Origin of the sequence: Flavihumibacter stibioxidans (assembly GCF_014332695.1) — a bacterium.
In the GTDB taxonomy this organism is placed as follows: Bacteria; Bacteroidota; Bacteroidia; order Chitinophagales; family Chitinophagaceae; genus Flavihumibacter; species Flavihumibacter stibioxidans.
The window spans coordinates 1-20,844 of sequence record NZ_MBUA01000001.1 but is presented as its reverse complement, the minus strand read 5'-3'; the positions used below and the strand labels follow the sequence as shown (position 1 = coordinate 20,844).

Annotated in this window: 14 protein-coding genes and 1 tRNA gene; 9 read left to right on the top strand and 6 right to left on the bottom strand. The window is 47.1% G+C overall.

Annotated features, from left to right (window positions below; all coding sequences use genetic code 11):
* Nucleotides 1-123 precede the first annotated feature (123 nt).
* Nucleotides 124-1,668 (top strand): C1 family peptidase, encoded by a 1,545-nt coding sequence (locus BC349_RS20085; protein ID WP_187254713.1) that lies wholly within the window; start codon nt 124-126, stop codon nt 1,666-1,668.
* A 26-nt stretch (nt 1,669-1,694) separates the two neighbouring features.
* Nucleotides 1,695-5,027, top strand: coding sequence for a caspase family protein (locus BC349_RS00070; RefSeq protein WP_187254712.1), 3,333 nt, complete (start codon nt 1,695-1,697; stop codon nt 5,025-5,027).
* 138 nt (nt 5,028-5,165) lie between these two features.
* On the opposite strand, the gene BC349_RS00065 is transcribed toward BC349_RS00070, so the two are convergent.
* A tRNA-Lys gene (locus BC349_RS00065) sits at nt 5,166-5,238 on the bottom strand.
* Between the two features lie 195 nt (nt 5,239-5,433).
* Between BC349_RS00065 and BC349_RS00060 the strand changes: the two genes are divergently transcribed.
* The 5 genes from BC349_RS00060 to BC349_RS00040 all read left to right on the top strand — a co-directional run bounded on the left by BC349_RS00060 (nt 5,434) and on the right by BC349_RS00040 (nt 13,105).
* Entirely contained in the window at nt 5,434-6,243 is an 810-nt protein-coding gene (locus BC349_RS00060) for an SDR family oxidoreductase (RefSeq protein ID WP_187254711.1), read from the top strand.
* Between the two features lie 18 nt (nt 6,244-6,261).
* A complete protein-coding gene (locus tag BC349_RS00055) occupies nt 6,262-7,083 on the top strand; it encodes an SAM hydrolase/SAM-dependent halogenase family protein (RefSeq protein WP_187254710.1) in 822 nt (273 codons plus the stop codon).
* A gap of 87 nt (nt 7,084-7,170) precedes the next feature.
* Nucleotides 7,171-10,227, top strand: coding sequence for a glycosyltransferase family 117 protein (locus BC349_RS00050; RefSeq protein ID WP_187254709.1), 3,057 nt, complete (start codon nt 7,171-7,173; stop codon nt 10,225-10,227).
* A gap of 215 nt (nt 10,228-10,442) precedes the next feature.
* Nucleotides 10,443-11,540 (top strand): vWA domain-containing protein, encoded by a 1,098-nt coding sequence (locus BC349_RS00045; RefSeq protein WP_187254708.1) that lies wholly within the window; start codon nt 10,443-10,445, stop codon nt 11,538-11,540.
* A 29-nt stretch (nt 11,541-11,569) separates the two neighbouring features.
* Nucleotides 11,570-13,105: a magnesium chelatase gene (locus tag BC349_RS00040; protein ID WP_187254707.1), complete on the top strand. Its 1,536-nt coding sequence runs from the start codon at nt 11,570-11,572 to the stop codon at nt 13,103-13,105.
* Here BC349_RS00040 and BC349_RS00035 read toward each other — a convergent pair.
* Together BC349_RS00035 and murB are read right to left on the bottom strand one after the other, a co-directional pair.
* Complete coding sequence (locus BC349_RS00035) at nt 13,066-13,980, bottom strand: hypothetical protein (RefSeq protein ID WP_187254706.1); 915 nt, start codon at nt 13,978-13,980, stop codon at nt 13,066-13,068. The two genes, BC349_RS00040 and BC349_RS00035, sit on opposite strands and share 40 nt — an antisense overlap.
* Before the next feature lie 53 nt (nt 13,981-14,033).
* Nucleotides 14,034-15,059: a UDP-N-acetylmuramate dehydrogenase gene (gene murB, locus BC349_RS00030; protein WP_187254705.1), complete on the bottom strand. Its 1,026-nt coding sequence runs from the start codon at nt 15,057-15,059 to the stop codon at nt 14,034-14,036.
* Nucleotides 15,060-15,082: 23 nt separating this feature from the next.
* Here murB and BC349_RS00025 point away from each other — a divergent pair, with 23 nt between their 5' ends.
* Entirely contained in the window at nt 15,083-15,766 is a 684-nt protein-coding gene (locus BC349_RS00025) for an NAD(P)H-binding protein (protein ID WP_187254704.1), read from the top strand.
* On the opposite strand, the gene priA is transcribed toward BC349_RS00025, so the two are convergent.
* The 3 genes from priA to BC349_RS00010 are packed head-to-tail and all read right to left on the bottom strand — an operon-like array spanning nt 15,741 to nt 19,381.
* Nucleotides 15,741-18,233 (bottom strand): replication restart helicase PriA, encoded by a 2,493-nt coding sequence (gene priA, locus BC349_RS00020; RefSeq protein ID WP_222840039.1) that lies wholly within the window; start codon nt 18,231-18,233, stop codon nt 15,741-15,743. The genes BC349_RS00025 and priA overlap by 26 nt on opposite strands.
* A gap of 4 nt (nt 18,234-18,237) precedes the next feature.
* Nucleotides 18,238-18,990, bottom strand: coding sequence for a lysophospholipid acyltransferase family protein (locus tag BC349_RS00015; protein WP_187254703.1), 753 nt, complete (start codon nt 18,988-18,990; stop codon nt 18,238-18,240).
* A 7-nt stretch (nt 18,991-18,997) separates the two neighbouring features.
* Nucleotides 18,998-19,381, bottom strand: coding sequence for a DUF4258 domain-containing protein (locus BC349_RS00010; protein WP_187254702.1), 384 nt, complete (start codon nt 19,379-19,381; stop codon nt 18,998-19,000).
* Nucleotides 19,382-19,411: 30 nt separating this feature from the next.
* Between BC349_RS00010 and mtaB the strand changes: the two genes are divergently transcribed.
* Nucleotides 19,412-20,686 carry a tRNA (N(6)-L-threonylcarbamoyladenosine(37)-C(2))-methylthiotransferase MtaB gene (gene mtaB, locus BC349_RS00005; protein ID WP_187254701.1) on the top strand — a complete coding sequence of 425 codons (1,275 nt, stop codon included), beginning with the start codon at nt 19,412-19,414 and terminating at the stop codon, nt 20,684-20,686.
* Nucleotides 20,687-20,844 lie beyond the last annotated feature (158 nt).

Below are 20,844 nucleotides of genomic sequence, written 5' to 3'. Positions count from 1 at the left end.
ACACAATTTATGAAAAAACTTTCTCATACCCACCAGCGGGTATTTTTTTCTGAAAATATATTGGAATCCGCCGGGGACTGCGTTATTGGCATAATTTGACCATTCGAAAAAGGTATTTAACCCATGAAACAAATTTTTATCCTGACCTGCCTGCTGGGGCCTGTTATCAGTCTGAAAGCCCAGCAGCGAGCCACCGGTGCACAATTCAACGCCACCACCATTGCCGCTACACCCATAAAACTGCCGCTTTCCTTTCGCAGTTTCCGGGGTTTACCAGCAGCCTATTCACTTGAAAAATTTTGTCCCACTCCCGGCGACCAGGGGGAACACGGCACCTGTGTGGCATTTGCCAATGGTTATGGTGTAGCCACTATTTTGTATGCCATCAATCATAATATTACCGACAGGGACCTGATTAACGAGTATGCATTTTCGCCCACCTACCTGTATGAACAAATAAAGCATCCGGAAGACGGCAATTGCCAGAAAGGTTCAGATCCGGTTAAAGCCATTATCACCATGATAGAAGGCGGGGATGCGCTCTTGAAAACAGTGCCCTACCAGTGTGGGCTACCTTTGCAGGAGCATGCCAGAAAGGAAGCTGCCAATTACAAGTTAAAGGATGCAGCCATATTATTTGCGGGAAAAGGATTGTTGGAGGGAGATACTTATGTGAAGGATGCAGAGGCCATGATCGATATCACCAAAAAAGCCATCCTGGAAGGAACACCGGTATCCACCGGGTTTTACCTGCCCGAAAGTTTTTTCAAGGTGAAATCAGATACCTGGAATACGGTTCCTGAAGATTCATTGAGCGACTGGAAACACGCGGCCCACGCTATGGTGGTGGTGGGGTATGATGACCAGAAGGCAGGCGGTGCTTTCAGGGTGATGAACAGTTGGGGAACTGGTTGGGGGGATGGCGGATTTATCTGGGTACGGTATGCAGATTATGCAAAATGGTGTGTATTGGCATTACAGGTTTTTGGAGATCCCGGAACACCCTCACCCAAACCGGCGCCATCTCCGCAGCCTGCGCCACAACCTGTCCCGCAGCCAGGACCTGAACCAGTTCCCGCACCCTCTCCGGCTCCCCGGAAATCAGCCCTCAGCGGCAGCCTGGAATTTAAACTGTCCAACGGCGCCAATATGCCGGTTAACAAGACAAGCAGCCGCAACCTGGTGGTAGAAGAAGCATTGGCATCGACAGAAGACCTGGTAGCTTATACGATGGCAGACAGCTATGGCAGTGGCACTAAATTTCGTTTCTTCCTGAATATCGAACAGGAAGCCTACGTCTATGCATTTGCGTCGGACCTCACGGGGAAGGTAAACCGAATTTTGCCCTATGACGATATAACTTCCACCCATGTTGGTCGTAACAGTGTGGTGGCTTTCCCTTCCGACACCAAAGTGATTAAACTGGACGAGAACAAAGGCAGTGACTATCTCCTGATTCTGTTCAGTACGGAAAAACTGGACGCAGCAGGTATTGCAGCAAAGATGAATGCCTCGCAGGGTGGACTGTCGGCTAAAATAAAACAGGTACTGGGAAACAAACTCATTGACAAATCACTGGTGCACTATGAGGCTTTGCAGGCAGGATTCAAATATGAAGGAGACCAGCCAGGCATAGTACCGCTGATGATCGAAATCTCACACCATTGACCAACCGGCAATTGAAGCAGAATACCATGAAAAATTTAGCACTGTTATTGTTTTTGCTGACAACCTTGTTTAACCTGTGTGCCCAGGAGATCAAACTGGTTTTGCCAACCGGAAATTCCGGTGTGCTCCATGACTTTGCCGTTACGAAAGATGAAAAATATGCCGCCACCATCAGTGGGCAAACCATCGTGTTGTGGAACATGCGTCAGCAAAAAAAGATATTTGAAAAACGGCTTGGTGGCGGACTTGATATGCAAATGAAATCTCTTTCTGTGTCAGACGACGGGAACCGAATCCTGGTCACGGGAAGCGGAGGCACTTTTTTGGTTGACGTTCGCACCGGTAATTTCATCATTCAAAGCAGTGCTACCTATTATGGCAGCTGCTTTTCCCATGACCAGCGTCTGGTTTACCTGAATAGTTCAACAGACCTGGAACTGTACGAAGCATTTACCGGTAAATTGTTCAAACGCATTTACAGGGTGTTGAACTATGATGCTACCGAGATGAAACTCTACCCGCTTAAAGACCCCAATAAATTAATGATGGCCGGTCAATGGGGGTCTTTCGTGGTTGACCTGGAAGCGGGCAAAGTGGTGATGAAAAACGAGTTTCCCAAAGGACAAAAACGGAAATACCTTACCTGGACCTACTGGCCGGAACAGGAACAGTTACTGGCTGCAACGGAAGACTCCCTGGAAAGATTTGATATCAATGCCAATAAAATCCTCAACCGGAAAGCCATAAAAAATATGCCGGTCAGTCTGACCGTCAATTCGATCGGGCAGTGTATTTTCTTTTCCAAGGACCTGGCAAATCCCAAATCTGTGGTGGAACTTCTGGATCCTAATAGTTTTAAGGTACTTAAAACGGTAACACTGAAACTAAGGCCAGATGAGAAGCCCTTGTCATATGAATATGGCCGTTTAACAAGGGTGTTGAAAGGTTCAGGTAAAACCTTCTTCACCATTGGGTCCACCCTGTACAGGATGGATCCGGAAACCCTCCATTACGAAGAGCAGTTCGGAAATTCCATTGCCCATATCGTCGCTGATTATACAAGGGAGGATCTTAGTTTCAACCTTCCGGAAGACGGCTATGAATTTGTTACGGATGATGGGTTTATCCATGGTTTTGACGGTGAAACCCATCGGCCTTTGAACCTTACCCACGGATTTCCCAAGGTTGTTTATTCTAATGATGGCAAACTGATTGCCAACAGGGGTGATAAAATAAGTATAGCGGACAGACGCACCGGGAAACTCATCAAAACCCTTCAGCCTCCTGCGGATTATATAAGTTACGGGTCTATCTTTTTTTCACGTGATGGCAGGAAGATTATTTATGTGAATGCGTATAAAAAGCTGGTGGGTGCAATCGATATTGCCACAGGGGCAGCAAGTCGGGTGGCGACATTTTCCGGCCCCCTGACAGCACCTGTCAACAGCAGGGATGCCCGCTACCTCGCCTATACCCTGTTGCTGAAGAATGTGCCCACGCTACAGGTCATGGACCTGGAAACAAAAGCGATCCTGTACAGCAAACGGGTTAGTGAAGGCAAAGTGGACAATTGGGTGACCCAGTTGGTTTGGGTGGACAATGACCGTAAACTGGTAGTGGTGGAAGCCCAGTCGGGTCTGGTTTCTGTCCTGGAGTCGAAGACCGGAAAACTGGTATCTGAATTTACCGTGCCGCATAACAACAGTGTAAAGGTAATTGGTGCGGCGCATGGTATGCAATGGCTGGCCATCGGTGAAACCAACCAGTTGATGACTGGTGGTTACAGCCATATCCTGCGATTGTTTTCACTGGATGGAAAGGAATTGAAATCGTTCAGGCCGCCAACAGGAAGTGCCTTCAATAACGCCTATTTCTCTGATAACAATGAGATCGTCTATGTACACGGTTACCTGAAAGATCTCAATATTTACAGAGTTAAGACAGGTGAACTCCTGGGTACCTATTATTTTGTAAGAGGAACTGATGAGTGGATATTTCTGTCGCCCGATGGCTTGTTTGATGGAAGTGAGGCCGGATTAAAGGAACTGTATTTTGTACGTGATAAAGAGATCGTGGACCTCAGGAATCTTTTTGAGAAATTCTATACCCCCAACCTGTTGTTGCGCAAGATCGGTGGGGAAAAGTTCTATCCGCCTGACCTGGCAAAACTGCATCCCGTGCCAACCGTGGATATTCAATATGCTGCGACAAGAAACCTGGAAGTGACCAGCGATATCCCCGGGTATGACAATACAACGGGCATGGCCAGGATAACTGTGAAGGCAAATGCGCCACAGGACCAGGTGGATGAGATTCGTTTGTTTCATAACGGCAAAGCTGTGGGTAAAGGCACCCGCAACCTGGTGGTGGTGGATGATAATACCAGTACTGATCAATGGACGGTTGACCTGAACCTGCTGCCGGGTGAAAATAATATTCGAGCCATAGCGCTGAACAGCCAGCGTACGGAAAGTGAGCCTTCGGAGATTACAATCAGGTACAATTCATCCGGTGTTGGTGTGAAGCCAGTTCCTGCCTCTTCGGGAACCGTTCAACGGTTGCCAACCGGTCCGCTGGCCGAAGTAGATCAATCGGCCACACTTTACCTTGTGGTGGTGGGCATCAATCAATACCAAAACCCCAAAATGAACCTGAACTATGCCCTGGCAGATGCATCTTCTTTTAAAACAGAGATGGAAGCAAAAAGCAAAACTGTAATCAGCAAGGTGGAAACATTTTATATTACCGACGGGCAGGCGGATAAAAAAGGTATTATGGCAGCTTTTGCCCAGGTTCGCCAGGAAGCCCAGCCAAAAGACGTATTTGTATTTTATTATGCCGGGCATGGAATCATGAGTGGTTCAGGTTCCAAAGAGTTTTACCTGGTTCCCAATAATGTAGCCGCACTGGATCAGTTGGATGCCACGTTGAAAATGAATGGAATCTCCTCAAAGGAGCTGCAATCATATGCCATTCAGATCGCTGCCCAGAAACAACTATTTGTGTTGGATGCCTGCCAGTCGGCCGGGGCTTTTGAATCTATGCTGGTCAGTTCCTCTGAACAGGGTAAGTCAATTGCCTTACTGGCACGCAGTACAGGAACCCATTGGATGGCGGCATCCGGTTCGCAGCAATTTGCCAATGAATTTTCCCAACTGGGTCATGGAGCTTTCACCTATACCCTGCTGGAAGCAATGAAAGGAACGGCAGATAACGGTGATGCAAAAGTGACCGTCAATGAACTGAAAAATTACCTTGAAACCAAAGTGCCTGAACTGACACGCAAGTTTCACGGCAGTCCGCAGTATCCCAGCAGTTACGGAATTGGACTTGATTTTCCGCTGCTCCTGTTGAAATAACAGGATAGATAAAGCGGGTGGTGCTGGCGGTGAAAATCAGCTTGACACAAATGCCGGATCATAATTTACTGATCCGGTATTTTTTTGGGGGGTGTGTATAAAATAAAAAAAGCCTCCTGAATCAGGAGGCTTTTTCTGTGATCCCGCTGGGACTCGAACCCAGGGCCCATACATTAAAAGTGTATTGCTCTACCAGCTGAGCTACGGAATCATCCCTTTTTTAAGAACTTTCGACTGTGTGTCGTTTGTTTTGGGAGTGCAAAAATAGGAATAAAACATTTACTCCCAAATTTTTCGGAAAAAATTTTAAAAAAAATCCTGAGTCCCTGTTTGCAAATCTTTTCATTACCCTTTATACAATGTACTCAATTTTAGGGTAGGTTTGCGTTTAATTCTTCCCCATTATATGTCTTCATTTTTTACCAATAAAGTAGTGGCCATCACCGGAGGCAGTGAAGGTATCGGTAAGGCCCTGATCGATGCATTGATTCCCCTGGGTGCAAAAGTGGCCACCTGTGGTCGCAGTTATGAAAAACTGTATAACCTGCAGATGGAATATACCAATGTAATGCTGCATACGGTAGTGGCCGATGTCAGCAAGGAAGCCGATTGCAGGAAATTCATTGAATCTACCGTAGAAACCTTTGGCGATATTGATATCCTCATCAACAATGCCGGCATTTCCATGCGCGCCCTTTTTGAGGAAGCGGAACTTGAAGTATTCCGTAAGGTTATGGACATCAATTTTTTTGGAAGTGTGTACTGCACCAAGTTCGCCCTCCCCTCACTCATAAAAAAGCAGGGGATGGTAATTGGTGTGTCATCCATTGCAGGTTACCGCGGACTTCCCGGCCGCAGCGCCTATTCAGCCTCCAAGTTCGCCCTCCAGGGATGGCTGGAAGCTCTTCGTACCGAGATGCTCGACAAACAGGTGCATGTGATGTGGGTGTCTCCAGGATTCACCACTTCGAATATCCGCAATGCCGCGCTGAATGCAAAAGCCGAATCACAGGGTGAATCTCCCATGGATGAAGGCAGCATGATGTCTGCAGCGGAATGCGCTGAACATATCCTTCATGCCATCGAGAAAAGGAAACGTTCATTGGTACTAACGTTCACAGGTAAGCGAACAGTGTTTATGAACCGCTTCTTCCCTGCTCTTACTGATAAACTCACTCACAAGTTTTTTTTCCGGGAAGGCAAACTGGTGAAATAGTACATTTGAAATTTATTCATGGCAATTGTTACGCTTACATCTGATATTGGCATGCAGGATTATCTTGCAGGTGCTGTCAAAGGACAGTTGCTGCAAATTGATCCCACCTTCAATATCGTTGACATAACCCATGCCATCAGCCCTTTCAATTATCCGCAGGCTGCCTATATCTGCCGCAACGCCATCCGCCATTTCCCGGCGCAGACTTTTCATGTTATTATGGTGAACCTTTTCGAAAGAAAACCCGACAGGTTGCTGATGGCTTTCCACAATGACCAGTACATTCTTTGTGCGGATAACGGATTGCTGGGCATGATCCTGGAAGACCGACCTGATATGGTCATCGGCCTGCCATCTGAAAAAAATATCATACGAAACACGCTCTATTGCGCTTCGGTATTTGGCAAAGCCATTGATGCTGTTAACCGGGGGGAAAGACTTACCGATATCGGTGAACCTGATATCAGCTTCGTGGAGAAGAACCCCCTTCGGCCTATGCTGAGCGATGCCTGGATAGAAGGCCAGATAATCTATATTGATAATTTTGAGAATGTAGTGGTAAATATTACCCGCGACCAGTTTGAAGCGCAGCGCAAAGGCCGCAAATTCTCCATCGTTTTTAAACGGGATGAAGTGATAGACAGGATATCCGAAACCTATGCCGATGTACCCGAGGGCGAAAAACTTGCACTGTTCAATTCAGCAGGTTACCTGGAGATCGCCATCAACAAAGGCAATGCAGCAGGATTATTTGGCCTGCAGGGTTACCTGGAACAGGCACAGAACACCTACCTGCAAAACCGTTTATTTTACCAAACCGTTAAAATTTTCTTCAGTTAGTGAAAAACTAAGTCATTACCTTAGGCGTTTGGGCTTTGCGATGCACCAAACCTTATATTTGCCTAGCCTTATACAAACCAATGCTTTATGAATTTTAACAAAGTGAACAACATTGTCGGATGGATCGTCTGTGCCATCGCCTGTTCGGTGTACCTGCTGACAATGGAAGCCACAGCCAGTTTATGGGATACCGGCGAATTTATTTCCAGTGTTTATAAGTTACAGATTCCCCACCCTCCCGGAGCACCACTCTTTGTGCTGTTGGGAAGGCTTTTCGTGGTTGTTTTCGGGGGAAGTAATCCCGCCATTGCGGTCAATATCATGAGTGCCCTTAGCAGCGGCTTCACCATCCTGTTCCTGTTCTGGACCATTACACACTTCGCCAAAAAACTGGTGAGTCCGGGTGGGGTGGTTCCAACATCGCAGCAAACCTTCGCCATCATGAGCGCAGGTGCGGTGGGTGCCCTGGCCTATACCTTCAGTGATTCATTCTGGTTCAGCGCCGTGGAGGGTGAGGTGTACGCGTTGTCATCCCTCTTTACTGCGGTGGTATTCTGGGCTATCCTGAAATGGGAACACCATGCCGATGACAAGGGGTCAGACAAGTGGATCGTATTCATATTTTTTATGATGGGACTGTCAATCGGTGTTCACCTGCTGAACCTGCTGACCATTCCCGCGATTGTAATGGTATATTATTACAAGCGATACCAGCCAACTGCATGGGGTACTTTCTGGGCCTTCATTATGGGTTGTCTTATCACCGGATTTGTGCAGGTGGTGGTCATTCAATGGTCGGTTAAACTGGCCGGATGGTTCGATATCCGGTTCGTGAATCTGTTGGGCATGCCTTTCTTTTCCGGCTTTATTTTCTTCTTTGTATTCCTGGGCGCGCTGATGTTCATCGGACTCCGCATCGCCAAAAAGAACCACTGGAACTTCCTCCGCCTGGGTATCTGGTGCGTGGTTTTCATGCTGATGGGTTATTCCAGTTATATCACTACCATGATCCGTTCCAATGCCAACCCGGCAGTGGATATGTATAATGTAGACAACCCGAATTCACTTGTTGGATACCTGGGCCGTGACCAGTACGGTGATTTCCCACTTCTATACGGCCAGGTCTTTACTGCTTCCCCGGTTGACTATGAGCAGACTTCCATGAAATATACCAAGGGTGAAAAATCCTATGAGGAAGTTGGTTATGATATCAAGCCGGTGTATGCAGCTGAAGATATGATGCTGTTTCCACGTGTTTGGGATGCCAGCAATGACCAGCAACATGCGGATTTTTACCGCGACTGGCTGGGGCTGGCTGATGGGGAGAAACCGGGCATGGGTGATAATATCAAATTCTTCTTCGGTTACCAGTTGAACTGGATGTACTGGCGTTATTTCATGTGGAATTTTGCCGGAAAACAAAATGACCTGCAGGGCTTTGGTCCGGGTAATGTGCGCGACGGTAACTGGATCAGCGGTATTGCCCCTATTGACAACCTGCGCCTTGGTAACCAGGACACTTTACCTGACAGTATTAAGCATAATAAGGCCAATAACAAATTGTTTTTCCTGCCATTACTGCTCGGTATACTCGGTGCGATGTACCAGTATTTTGCCAATCGCCGTGATTTTATAGTGGCGGGATTACTTTTCTTTTTTACCGGCCTCGCTATTGTTCTATACTTGAACCAGGCGGGCAATCAACCCCGTGAGCGAGATTACGCTTATGTGGGATCCTTCTACGCATTTGCCATCTGGATTGGCCTCGGGGTATTGCAGATCCGCGAATGGCTGATGAAAAAGGCCGGTGAATCGGTTTCCAACATGAGCGCTGCGCTGGTTTGTCTACTGGCCGTTCCGGTCCTCATGGGCTTCCAGGAATGGGATGACCATGACCGTAGTAAAAAAGTACTGGCACGTGACCTGGCAAAAGATTACCTGGAAAGCTGTCCGCCTAATGCGATACTTTTTACCTATGGCGACAACGATACTTACCCGCTCTGGTACGCCCAGGAAGTGGAAGGAATCCGTCGGGATATCAGGGTGATCAATAATAGTCTGCTGGGTATTGACTGGTACATCAACCAGTTGCGCTACAAGGTGAATGAAAGCGATCCCATCGATGTAATCTGGTCTGCGGAACAGATTCGCGGACGGAAGCGCGATTATATTGTGTACAATCCCCGCCCGGATGTAAGCCAGGACAAATATTATGATCTTTATGATGTGATGAAGAATGTGGTAGGAAGTGAGGACGCAGCCTTTAAAGTGGCGCTTCAGGGAGGAGAAACTATCAATTATCTGCCGGCGAAGAAGTTCATTCTTCCGGTAGACGAAAACCTGGTTCGCAGCAATGGAACGGTGAATCAGAATGATAGTGTGGTGTCTTCTGTGCCGGTGGTGATTCCGGAAAACAGGAATACCCTGCTCAAGAATGATCTGGCCATCCTGAATATCATTGCTGCCAACAAATGGAAGCGCCCGATTTGCTTCACGGCGCCATATACCGCATCAGAACTGGGTTTTGGCAATTTTGTCCGCAAAGATGGTATGACCTATCGCCTGGTTCCGGTAGGTAATAATACCGGTATCAATACAGAATGGATGGTGGACAAACTCCGCAATAAATTCGGTTTCGGTAGTGCCAATATCAATGGTGTGTATTTTGATGAAGAAAACCGGAGGCATCTGAATTCCATCCGGGCGACTTATGCTGATGCAGCCGGAAGCCTGGCTGACCAGAACCGTAAAGATGAGGCCAAACAGATCCTTGATATTGCTGACAAAGGAATCCTGGAAGTAAACATGCCCTATGCCATGGTGAGCCGGAACAACCAGCACAATTACTTCACCTTCAAATTCCTGGAAGCAGCCTATAAGGCAGGTTATAAGGAAATGGCAGAAAAAGTATCCAGGCAACTAAACAAGGATTTCGAACAGCAGTTGAAATACTACAGCCAGTTACCGGAGCGCAAGCAGGAGGCCATGCGCAACGAGATAGCCGGTGCACAGCAGTTGTTGCAGATGCTGCAGATGCTGGATAATAATTACAAAGGTGGCAGCACGGTTCAGCCAACGCTGGAAAGCGGAACGCCAATCGGAATCGGTGCCCAAGACTCTACTCCTGCTGACAGCGGAAAATAACCCGTCTGACGTGCGTCTGACGTACGTCAGACACCTATCGAAAATATACAGAGGTTGTTCCTTAAAAGGCACAACCTCTTTTTTTGGCCCAAGGCGGTTTTCAACTGCCCGCCCCCCCTATATTTTTACCCCCCACTTTTGTTTGAGAACCTTATATCGCTTAAATTGTTAGTATAGCGTCTGACGTACGTCAGACGCACGTCAGACGCATAAAAATGAAAGGATACCATTTTACAGGATTCAGGCCCGGGGAGGATGGAAAATCAGTATTCGATCAGTTATTGGAAATCTTCCTGAAGCTGCTCACCTACACCAGTGGAGACGTGAGCGAGGCCCTGCAATGGCTGAACAAACTTGATCAGGAATATGAACTGACCAATCCGGAATACGGGATGGGTGATTTCATTGAAGAACTGAAGGATAAGGGGTATATCGACGAAAACCCGGGAAATGGGTCCATCAAAATAACCCCAAAAACGGAACAGGGCATCCGGAAGAAATCTCTGGAGGAGATTTTCGGTAAACTCAAAAAGACCAAACAAGGTAACCACCAGACTTTCAAACCAGGGTCGGGCGACGAACAGAACTCTGAAACCAGGCCCTTCCAGTTCGGCGACATGCTGGAGCAGATAGATTTTACCGAGAGCATCAGGAATGCACAGATCAACCACGGCATCGAATCCTTCAACATGAAGGAAGACGATTTGCAGATCAGGGAAAGTGATTTCAAATCCCAGACATCCACCGTATTGATGATCGATATTTCGCATTCCATGATCCTTTACGGAGAAGATCGTATTACGCCCGCGAAAAAAGTGGCGATGGCGCTCAGCGAACTGATCACCACCCGTTACCCCAAAGACACCCTGGACATTGTAGTATTTGGAAACGATGCCTGGCCGGTGGAGATCAAGGACCTTCCCTATTTGCAGGTGGGACCCTATCATACCAATACTGTAGCGGGACTTGAACTGGCCATGGATATCCTGCGCCGGAGGCGGAACCCCAACAAACAGATTTTCATGATCACAGACGGGAAGCCAACCTGCCTGAAAATCGGCAAACGCTATTATAAAAACAGTTTTGGCCTGGACAGGAAGATCACCACCCGCTGTCTCAACCTGGCAGCACAATGCAAGAAATTAAAAATAACCATCACCACTTTTATGATCGCATCAGACCCTTATCTGCAGCGATTCGTAAATGAATTCACGGAAACCAACCAGGGCAAAGCCTTCTTTGCATCACTGGATCACCTGGGAGCCTTTATTTTCCGGGATTTTGAAAGTGGTAAGAGAAAAACAGTCTACTGATCACAGAAAAACAAACGACAAACAGTTCAATGAATCACAATACAATTACTACACTTGGCGAGTTAAAAGCATCCGGTTATAAGAGCAGGTCGGTGAGGGAAGAGATCAGGGAAAACCTGCTGCAGAACCTCGCAGAAGGCACACAGAGTTTTGAAGGCATTATTGGATATGAAGATTCTGTAATTCCCGATACCGAAAGGGCATTGCTGAGTCGGCACAATATACTTTTCCTTGGTTTACGCGGCCAGGCCAAAACGAGGATGGCAAGGCAGATGACCAACCTGCTGGATGAATATATACCAGCCATTGCAGGCAGTGAAATAAATGATGATCCGCTGAATCCCATTTCAAAATACGCCCGCGACCAGGTAGCGCAGCACGGTGACGAAACCCCTATACACTGGATACATCGTTCAGACCGATATGGTGAAAAACTGGCCACTCCCGATGTAAGCGTGGCCGACCTGATCGGTGATATTGATCCAATCAAAGCAGCCAACCTGCGCCTGAATTTCGCCGATGAACTGGTGATCCATTATGGAATCATACCGCGAAGCAACCGTGGGATTTTTGTTATCAATGAACTGCCCGATTTGCAGGCAAGGATTCAGGTTTCACTTTTCAATATCCTGGAAGAAGGCGACATTCAGATACGTGGGTTTAAACTCAGGATGCCGCTGGATATCCTGTTCGTATTCACGGCTAACCCCGAGGATTATACGAACCGTGGCTCCATCGTTACTCCGTTGAAGGACCGGATCCAGAGCCAGATTCTCACCCACTATCCCAGGTCAATAGAACATTCGCTGGCCATCACTGAGCAGGAAGCAGATGTAAAAGAGGACCAGCTGGAACGGGTTTTCATCAGTGACCTCATCAAGAAACTGATTGAACAGGTTGCTTTTGAAGCTCGCAACAATGAATACGTTGACAAGAAAAGCGGCGTATCTGCAAGGCTGACCATTTCCGCTTTTGAAAACGCCGTCAGTTCAGCCGAACGAAGGGCCATCCTTAACAAAGAAAAGAAGACGCAGGTATGGATGAGTGACCTTGCAGGCATCATCCCCTCGCTGACGGGAAAAATTGAACTGGTTTACGAAGGGGAACAGGAAGGTCCATTCCAGGTATCCATGAACCTGGTTGACAAAGCCATCCGTACACAGTTTGCCCAGTATTTTCCTAACCCGGAAACCCTGAAGAAAAGAAAGAGTACAGGAAAAGCATCCCTGCAGGAGGAGGAGAATCCTTATAAAGCCATCACCCGCTGGTTTGATGCAGGCAATCAGCTTGATATCTATTTTAACACCACAGACAAGGACAAACAACTGAAACTATACACGGTTGACGGCCTTCATGCCCTGGTGAAAAAATATTTTCCAAAAGCCAATGAAAGAGAAACCACCCTTCTGATGGAGTTTGTTTTGCATGGCCTATCATCATATTCGCTGATCAGCAAAAAACTGATAGGAAACAAAATTGAATTCAAGGACCTGATCGGGTCAATGGTAAACCTTGGCGGATCAGGTTACCGTGAGGAAGATTTTGACGGGGAGGATTTCTCCTGACCCAGCAGTAATCCGATCTTGAATCCGGTGTTGATGGCCAATCCGGGTGACTTGCCGATTTTTGCATGCGTATAATGCCAGGCGCTGTATTCATCGCTGTGTGAATACTGGTAGTTGAGGTCTCGAATATTGTCAATGGAATAACCTATACCGAAGAACATATCGAGTAATATCTTATTGTCAATAACCCATTGTTTACCCAGTTCTATCATCATAGTTCCATATACTATCGTCTTCTTTTCCTTAGTGGTGGTATTGCCTTTATCGATGATGGCATTTTCCCTGTAAACCCCTGCATACACAACCGGTTTAACATAAGATCCCTGCAGGAGGTGGGCATAGCGAATACTTCCATTGCTGATGAAATCCGGCGTTTTAATGAATTTGTATCCAAAACCCAATGCACCTCCGGCCGAGCCTCTTCTATAGGAATGACTTGTATTGGTCACGGGGTCATAATAATAATCCTCCGAGCTTATGTCTTTCCCCAGGCCGATGACGGACAGACTTAATTCCATTGACCTGCCGGGTTTGTGGCTCCTTTCATAAGCCAGCCAGGTATGGCCAAACAAGGGTGACAGAAAGTTGAATTTCAATGCCTGTTTTGACTGCCCTTCATACAATTCCGGGTCTTTTAAACTTGTTTTAAAGGCCTCGGTACGGCCGTTCTCATAAACTATCTTCAGCAGGTGCGCTTTTTCGATCACATATACGGGACCGTTAGGTTCATCAAATAATTTGTACTTGATCTCAGAAACACCGATCTCGGTAATTTTCGCCCTGATCACTTCTCCCCTTTTTTTGTAAATCTGGTCCTGGGAAAAGGCAGGAGAACAGGTCACGAGCAGTAAAAGCAGGCTTAACAGACGCGTCATAGTGAAAAGGTTTTGAATATGACAGATCAAACGTAATAACTGTTGCTTGCGGATCAATAAATATTCACTTCCCTTTCCAGGGTTATACCGAATTTAAATGCCACACTGTCAAGGATTTCCTGGCTGAATGCAAAAACCTCCGCTCCGGTGGCATTGCCATAATTCACCAGGACCAGGGCCTGCATCTCATGGCAGCCGACATTGCCTTTGCGAAACCCTTTCCAGCCACAACTTTCGATCAGCCAGCCTGCAGCGAGTTTCACCCGGTCATCAGGCAGGGCATAACCAACCATTTCAGGATACAAAATTTGAAGTTCATTGAATTGGGCCTTCGGAATCACGGGATTTTTGAAAAACGAACCTGCATTTCCGATTACTGCCGGGTCGGGCAGTTTGGACCTGCGTATATTAATTACAGCCTGTGAAATGGCTTTGATGCTGAGTTCCTTCACGCCCATTTTTTCAAGCTCCTGGGTAATTGCTCCATAACTGGTGTGAAATACCGGGTGTTTATGCAGGCGGAAAGTGACATTCAAAATCACAAACTGGTTACGGTATTTTTTCTTGAAAATGCTTTCACGATAGCCAAATTCGCAATCCTGTAATGTAAATGTATGAACAGCCTTATCGTTCAGGTGATAAGCCTCCAAATCCCAGAAGACATCATCGAGTTCCACGCCATATGCACCGATATTCTGCATTGGCGCGGCCCCAACGTTGCCTGGAATGAGAGATAGGTTTTCCAGTCCAGCCCAGCCCTGTTCAATACAATAACTGGTGAATGCATGCCAGTTTTCCCCTGCCCCGGCACGGACATAAACAAATTCATTGTCTTCGTGCAATTCCTCAATTCCGAGTATGTCATTCTTCAACACCCAGCCATTGAAATCGCGTGTAAACAATACATTGCTGCCACCTCCAAGGATCAGTTTTTCCTGCTCATGCAGTGGAGATTGCTGAACAACAGATAATAAATCTTCGAGGCTTTCGGTATCTTCAAAGCTGGCAAAGTGCCTGGCTATTGCATCGACTCCGAAACTGTTAGAAGTTCGAAGTGAATAATTATCCCGGATATTCATAACAATAAATATATATCAAAGGTATGGGCAGAAAGGCAACCTTACTCGGCGCAAGCGGATTAATTGGCAGTCATTTGCTTGATTTGCTGCTTGCGGACCCCTATTATGATGAGGTAACCATCCTGGTCAGGCGGAACATGGGCAGAACCCATCCCAAATTAACGGAGATCATCATAGATTTCGAAAATTCTCAAGCCTATGAGCCCGGAATTGCCGGAGCCGAAACTGTTTTCTGTGCCATCGGCACTACCATGAAAAAAGTAAGCGGCGATCATGATGCTTACAGGCAGGTGGATTTTAACATCCCGGTGACTGCGGCAAAAGCTGCAGCGGGGTTAGGGGTCTTTAATTTTGTGCTTGTTTCCTCTGTCGGAGCAGATGCGGCCAATAACAATAATTTCTACCTGAAACTGAAGGGTGTTGTTGAGGAAACCATTTCAAAAGAAAACATCCCGCAGATCCATATATTCAGGCCGTCACTGTTAATCGGGCACCGGAATGAAAAACGCACAGGGGAAGGTTTTGCGCAAATGATGGCACCCATTTTTTCCGGTTTGATGGTCGGTAAGTGGCGGGTATATAAACCCATCCGGGCAGCGCTTGTGGCGAAAGCCATGCTGTCTGCTGCGAAACTGCAGAACAGGGGGATATTCATCCATACCTACGATGATATCCTGAAATTTACAAAGGATCAATATCCGGAATAACCACCACCGATTTAAAGGGTTGTTGCTGGTGAAGGTGTGCCGTAAGCAAATGCACCTGGTCCTTGCATTGCTGCAGGAGGTGGAGGTCTTTGGGAAGTTTTATCATTAGTTCCATGATGTACTGGTTGCGCACCCGGTTTACCACAGGAGCAGCCGGACCAATCAGGTAATGCCCGAAGGCTGGTTTCATCCAGTCGGCCATCTGGCGGGCAGCAGCCACAACGGTTTCCTGCAATTTGTGTTTGAAGGTGAGCTGGATCATGCGGCTGAAAGGCGGATAGCCAAACTGTTGCCGGTTCTGGAGTTCCGTCTGTACAAAAGCCTGGTAGTCGTGTGCCCGAACAAATTGCAAAACCGGGTGACTTGTATTGCGTACCTGGATCAGCACTTTGCCCTGCTCCCCTTTTCTGCCCGCCCTGCCACTCACCTGTTCCATCAATTGGAATCCGCGCTCATTTACCCGGAAATCGGCAAAGCCAAGGATCGCGTCGGCATCCAGGATGCCCACTAGTGCAACATGTTCAAAATCGAGTCCCTTTACCACCATTTGTGTTCCAACGAGGATATCAATCCGGTGTTGTTCAAACAACTGGATCAGCGCATCGTGTGCATGTTTTCCTTTGACGGCATCCATGTCCATCCTTGCGATCCTTGCCTTGGGAAAAATTTCCTGCAGGGCTTCCTCGATCCTTTCCGTACCAAAATTCTGCTGAGTGAAATGATGGTTGCCGCAGGCTTCACAGACTGTTACCGGTGGATAGGTGGTCCCGCAATAATGACAGACCAGCTTGTTCTGAAGTTTGTGAAAGGTCAGCGACACATCGCAGTTTTTGCAATGCGGGATCCATCCGCAGCTCTGGCAAACCTGGTAAGGTGAATAACCACGGCGGTTCTGGAAAAGGATTACCTGTTTGCTACGGGTCAGGCAATCTTCTACAGCCTGCTGCAAAGCCGGGGTGATGATCGGCTTGCTTTTATCTGCCGTCCGGATATTTTTTGTATCCACCAGTTCGATTTCCGGAAGTGCAATGTCACCGAATCGTTGCGTCATTTCAACCAGTCCGTATTTGCCCTGCATCGCATTGTAGTAAGATTCCAGAGATGGTGTAGCGCTGCCCAGCAGGACTTTTGCCCGGAACAGGGAAGCAAGGTAAATGGCAGCATCCCGGGCATTGTAACGCGGGGCCGGGTCCTGCTGTTTAAAAGAAGGATCGTGCTCTTCATCGCAGATGACAAGTCCCAGGTTCCGGAACGGCAGGAATAGGGAGGATCTTGCCCCTAATACTATTTTAGCTTCACCGGATTTCACTTTGTTCCAGAGTTCTACCCTTTCATTGGGATTAAAACGGGAATGATAAATGACGATATAACCACCGAAATAAAGTTGCAATCTGCGTATAACCTGTGCAGTTAGTGCAATCTCGGGCAGCATATAAAGTACCTGTTTGCCCTGGCGGATGGCGTCTTCCATCATCCTGATATATACCAGGGTTTTACCACTGGATGTGATTCCGTGCAGCAGGCAAACCTGTTTTTGTTCCAGGTGTTTTTTAACCTGTTCAAGGGCCAGTTCCTGCACGGCAGTCAATTGAAAATTGATACTGATTTCCTTTGGAAGCTGCTGCAGGCGGTCCACGGAACGCTTTTCGGTCAGCAATACCCCTTTCTCCACCAATCCTTTTAACTGTGCGGCGGATGCTCCGGATTTTTTGAGTAGTTCGGGCTGGGTAACCTGTCCTTCCGTTTTGGAAAGGTGAAGGTATGCCAGCAGCAATTCAAGTTGTTTAGGTGCTTTCCCCCATGTATTCATCAATTCAGCCAAAGCTTCTTCCTGCATGTATTTGGGGTGCAGTAAGACAAATGTTTCTTTCTTTTCCTTGTAGGTATGTTTCAGCTCTTCCCAGACAAGGCAGATATTTTTTTCGAGCAATCTTTTTATGACGGGATAAACATGTGATACATCGAGCAATTGCTGAACCTCGGCCAGGCGTAACTCCTTGCGGATCGACAACGCCTCAGCCACCAGGAATTCCTCGTCATCGAGGTGCGAAAAATCATCACCGGCTTCATCATTAAAAAGCAGGACAGTTTCACTGCTCAGTTTGAAATGGGTTGGCAGCGCGGCCTGCATCACTTCTCCTTCGCTGCATAAATAATAATGCGCCATCCATTCCCAGAAATCAAGCTGCTGGCTGAAAACAATGGGAGCATCATCCAGCACATTCAGGATTTCCTTGGGTTCAAAAGCTGCCGGTTTATTGGTGTGAAGGCGCTTGACAATACCTGCGTATTTTTTATTGCGGCCGAGAATGACTTCCACCCTTCCACCGGGCTGAACCAGGTGAAGCATTTCCACCGGAACCTTCCAGGTATAATTTCTGGGAAGAGCAAGCGGTATCAGCACCTCAACGTAATGGGTAACCGAATTACTCACATCAGTATTGTTATTGAATTCCAGTTCTGTCAACTTATTATTGATTTTGCCTGTACCGGTTCAGGGCTGCTTCCATAGCCGCGTAAACTTTTTGTTTCAATTCAGCCACTTCTTCTTCCTCATGCCCTTCGGCTCCGATCATGGGTAAATATACAGCACGACTGGTTCCCGGCTTAAGTGAAAAAACGGTGGCATGATGCAGTCTTTTCACGGTATCAGGGAAAATAATTGGCTGGATGGGGGTTTGGGTTTCGAGCGCAATCCTGAAAGCGCCATCGTAAAAGTCTTTCAGGGGGTTTCCGGTTTCATTGAAAGTGCCTTCGGGGAAAATAAAAATGGAAATTTCCTTTCCCAGCACCTTTTTCAGCGTTGCCACCGAACGCATTCTCTGTTCGGGGTTTTTCCGGTTCACCATAACTACGGCATTGCGGTAAACGAATCCGAAAACAGGGATTTTTGCCATTTCCTGTTTACCTAAAACCCGAACCGGCTCCCGGACAATTTTTACAATCATGGGAATATCCAGGTAAGAAATGTGATTCGCTACGAAAATGCATGGCCTTTGTTCCGCATTTCGGGCCTCATGGATTACCGGAACCCGAATGCCAATCATCAGGAGCCAGGCATCGGCCCAGAAACTACAGAGGCGATAGATCATATTACCTCCCCTTACCTTTCCGAATAGTGAAGCCATGAAGAAAAAGGGAATCAGCAAAAGCAACAAAACCACAAAAAGTATGAATCCATAAAGGCTGAACAGAAATACCACCGATTTTTTCATCAATTTCATGGTTAGGTTATTTGCAATTGCAGGTGAATTCGCGATCGAGGTCAATACAGGTAACCACCCTGGTAATATTATCACATTGTGCGAAAACGATCCGCACATGCTGCCGGTCCTGCCTGGTATAGCCTTCCAGGGCATAGGTGGGACAAGGTTTATCGTACGGGTCCGATTTGCGATGGTTCAGGCTTCCGTTTTGAAGGATATCGATTATTTCAGCCTCCGTGATCTGGCGGCAATCCATCCTGCAGCGAGCATGACGGGTATATTGAAGATCAGACACTTGCCTGTCAAATTCTTCATTATCAATAGTTTGCGTCAATGTTCCCCTGAAATACAGGATAGCCAGGGCCAGGATAATAAGGATCAGAGCGGAGATGAGCTGCTTCTTTCGCATGGCCTCAAATCTACGTATCTTTGCCGCCCTATGGCCGAAAAAAGAACAGTTGCCTTTCATACTTTGGGTTGCAAACTCAATTTTTCAGAAACCTCCGCCATCAGCAGGCTGATGGAGAATGAAGGTTTTGAAAAAAAGGAGTTTGAAGAGGATGCCGACGTGTATGTAATCAATACCTGTTCGGTTACGGATAATGCCGATAAGGAATGTCGCCAGTTGGTGAGGCGGATCCAACGCCGCTCACCCGAGAGTATGGTGGTGATCACCGGTTGTTATGCACAGTTGAAACCAAAGGAGATCGCCGCCATTCCCGGGGTTGACCTGGTGCTGGGGGCTGCGGAAAAATTCAATATTGCCACTCACCTGGCCGAATTAACCAAGGGCGATTCCGCAAAGATCTGCAGTTGTGATATTGAAGAAGTAACAGGTTTCAACAGTTCCTGGTCAGTGAATGACCGAACCAGGACATTCCTTAAGGTGCAGGATGGGTGCGATTACAGTTGTTCTTTCTGCACCATTCCAATGGCCAGGGGTAAAAGCAGGAGCGACAGTATTGAAAATGTTCTGGTCAATGCACGGGAACTTGGCTCTAAAGGAGTGAAGGAAATTGTGCTGACGGGTGTGAACCTGGGTGATTTTGGCAAAGGACCCGATGGCAACAAAAAAAATGAAGAGAACTTTTATGAACTGGTGCGTGCCCTCGATGAAGTGGAAGGCATAGAAAGGTACCGGATTTCTTCTATTGAACCCAATCTGCTGACCAACGATATCATCGCGTTTGTTGCGAACAGCAACAAATTCATGCCGCATTTCCATATACCACTACAAAGTGGCAGCAACCATTTGTTATCGTTGATGCGTCGCCGTTATAAGCGTGAATTGTATGCAGGGCGGGTGCAACTGATAAAAACACTCATGCCCCATGCATCTGTCGGGGTGGATGTAATTGTCGGCTTCCCCGGAGAAACCGATGATCTGTTCCAGGAAACCTTTGAGTTTATCCATTCCCTGGATGTGAGTTACCTTCATGTGTTTACCTACTCGGAAAGGGCCAACACGGTTGCCCTGGATATCAAACCGGTGGTTCCGGTTCCGGTAAGGAATGACAGGAATAAAAGTCTGAGAAACCTGAGTTATATGAAACAGCAGTTCTTCCAGCAGCAGCATGCCGGCCAGACCCGGAAAGTACTGTTTGAAGGCCACGCGAAAAACGGGATGATGGAAGGTTATACGGATAACTATATCCGTGTAAGTACCCCTTTCCGGGAGGAATGGGTGAATGAACTGGTTGACTGGAAACTTTGATTTTCAAGAAATATTTCAAAAAAATTTTGCAGAAAACTTTCAGCCCTTATCTTTGCAATCCCGTAAGACAAACGGTAGTTCTTTAAAACAATTTTTCGGGAGCATAGCTCAGCTGGTTCAGAGCAGCTGCCTTACAAGCAGCGGGTCCGCGGTTCGAA

Excerpts from the sequence above, each read along its gene's own strand:
- BC349_RS20085 (WP_187254713.1), top strand. The coding sequence starts at position 124 with ATGAAACAAATTTTTATCCTGACCTGCCTGCTGGGGCCTGTTATCAGT.
- BC349_RS00070 (WP_187254712.1), top strand. The coding sequence starts at position 1,695 with ATGAAAAATTTAGCACTGTTATTGTTTTTGCTGACAACCTTGTTTAAC.
- BC349_RS00060 (WP_187254711.1), top strand. The coding sequence starts at position 5,434 with ATGTCTTCATTTTTTACCAATAAAGTAGTGGCCATCACCGGAGGCAGT.
- BC349_RS00055 (WP_187254710.1), top strand. The coding sequence starts at position 6,262 with ATGGCAATTGTTACGCTTACATCTGATATTGGCATGCAGGATTATCTT.
- BC349_RS00050 (WP_187254709.1), top strand. The coding sequence starts at position 7,171 with ATGAATTTTAACAAAGTGAACAACATTGTCGGATGGATCGTCTGTGCC.
- BC349_RS00045 (WP_187254708.1), top strand. The coding sequence starts at position 10,443 with ATGAAAGGATACCATTTTACAGGATTCAGGCCCGGGGAGGATGGAAAA.
- BC349_RS00040 (WP_187254707.1), top strand. The coding sequence starts at position 11,570 with ATGAATCACAATACAATTACTACACTTGGCGAGTTAAAAGCATCCGGT.
- BC349_RS00035 (WP_187254706.1), bottom strand. The coding sequence starts at position 13,980 with ATGACGCGTCTGTTAAGCCTGCTTTTACTGCTCGTGACCTGTTCTCCT.
- murB (WP_187254705.1), bottom strand. The coding sequence starts at position 15,059 with ATGAATATCCGGGATAATTATTCACTTCGAACTTCTAACAGTTTCGGA.
- BC349_RS00025 (WP_187254704.1), top strand. The coding sequence starts at position 15,083 with ATGGGCAGAAAGGCAACCTTACTCGGCGCAAGCGGATTAATTGGCAGT.
- BC349_RS00015 (WP_187254703.1), bottom strand. The coding sequence starts at position 18,990 with ATGAAATTGATGAAAAAATCGGTGGTATTTCTGTTCAGCCTTTATGGA.
- BC349_RS00010 (WP_187254702.1), bottom strand. The coding sequence starts at position 19,381 with ATGCGAAAGAAGCAGCTCATCTCCGCTCTGATCCTTATTATCCTGGCC.
- mtaB (WP_187254701.1), top strand. The coding sequence starts at position 19,412 with ATGGCCGAAAAAAGAACAGTTGCCTTTCATACTTTGGGTTGCAAACTC.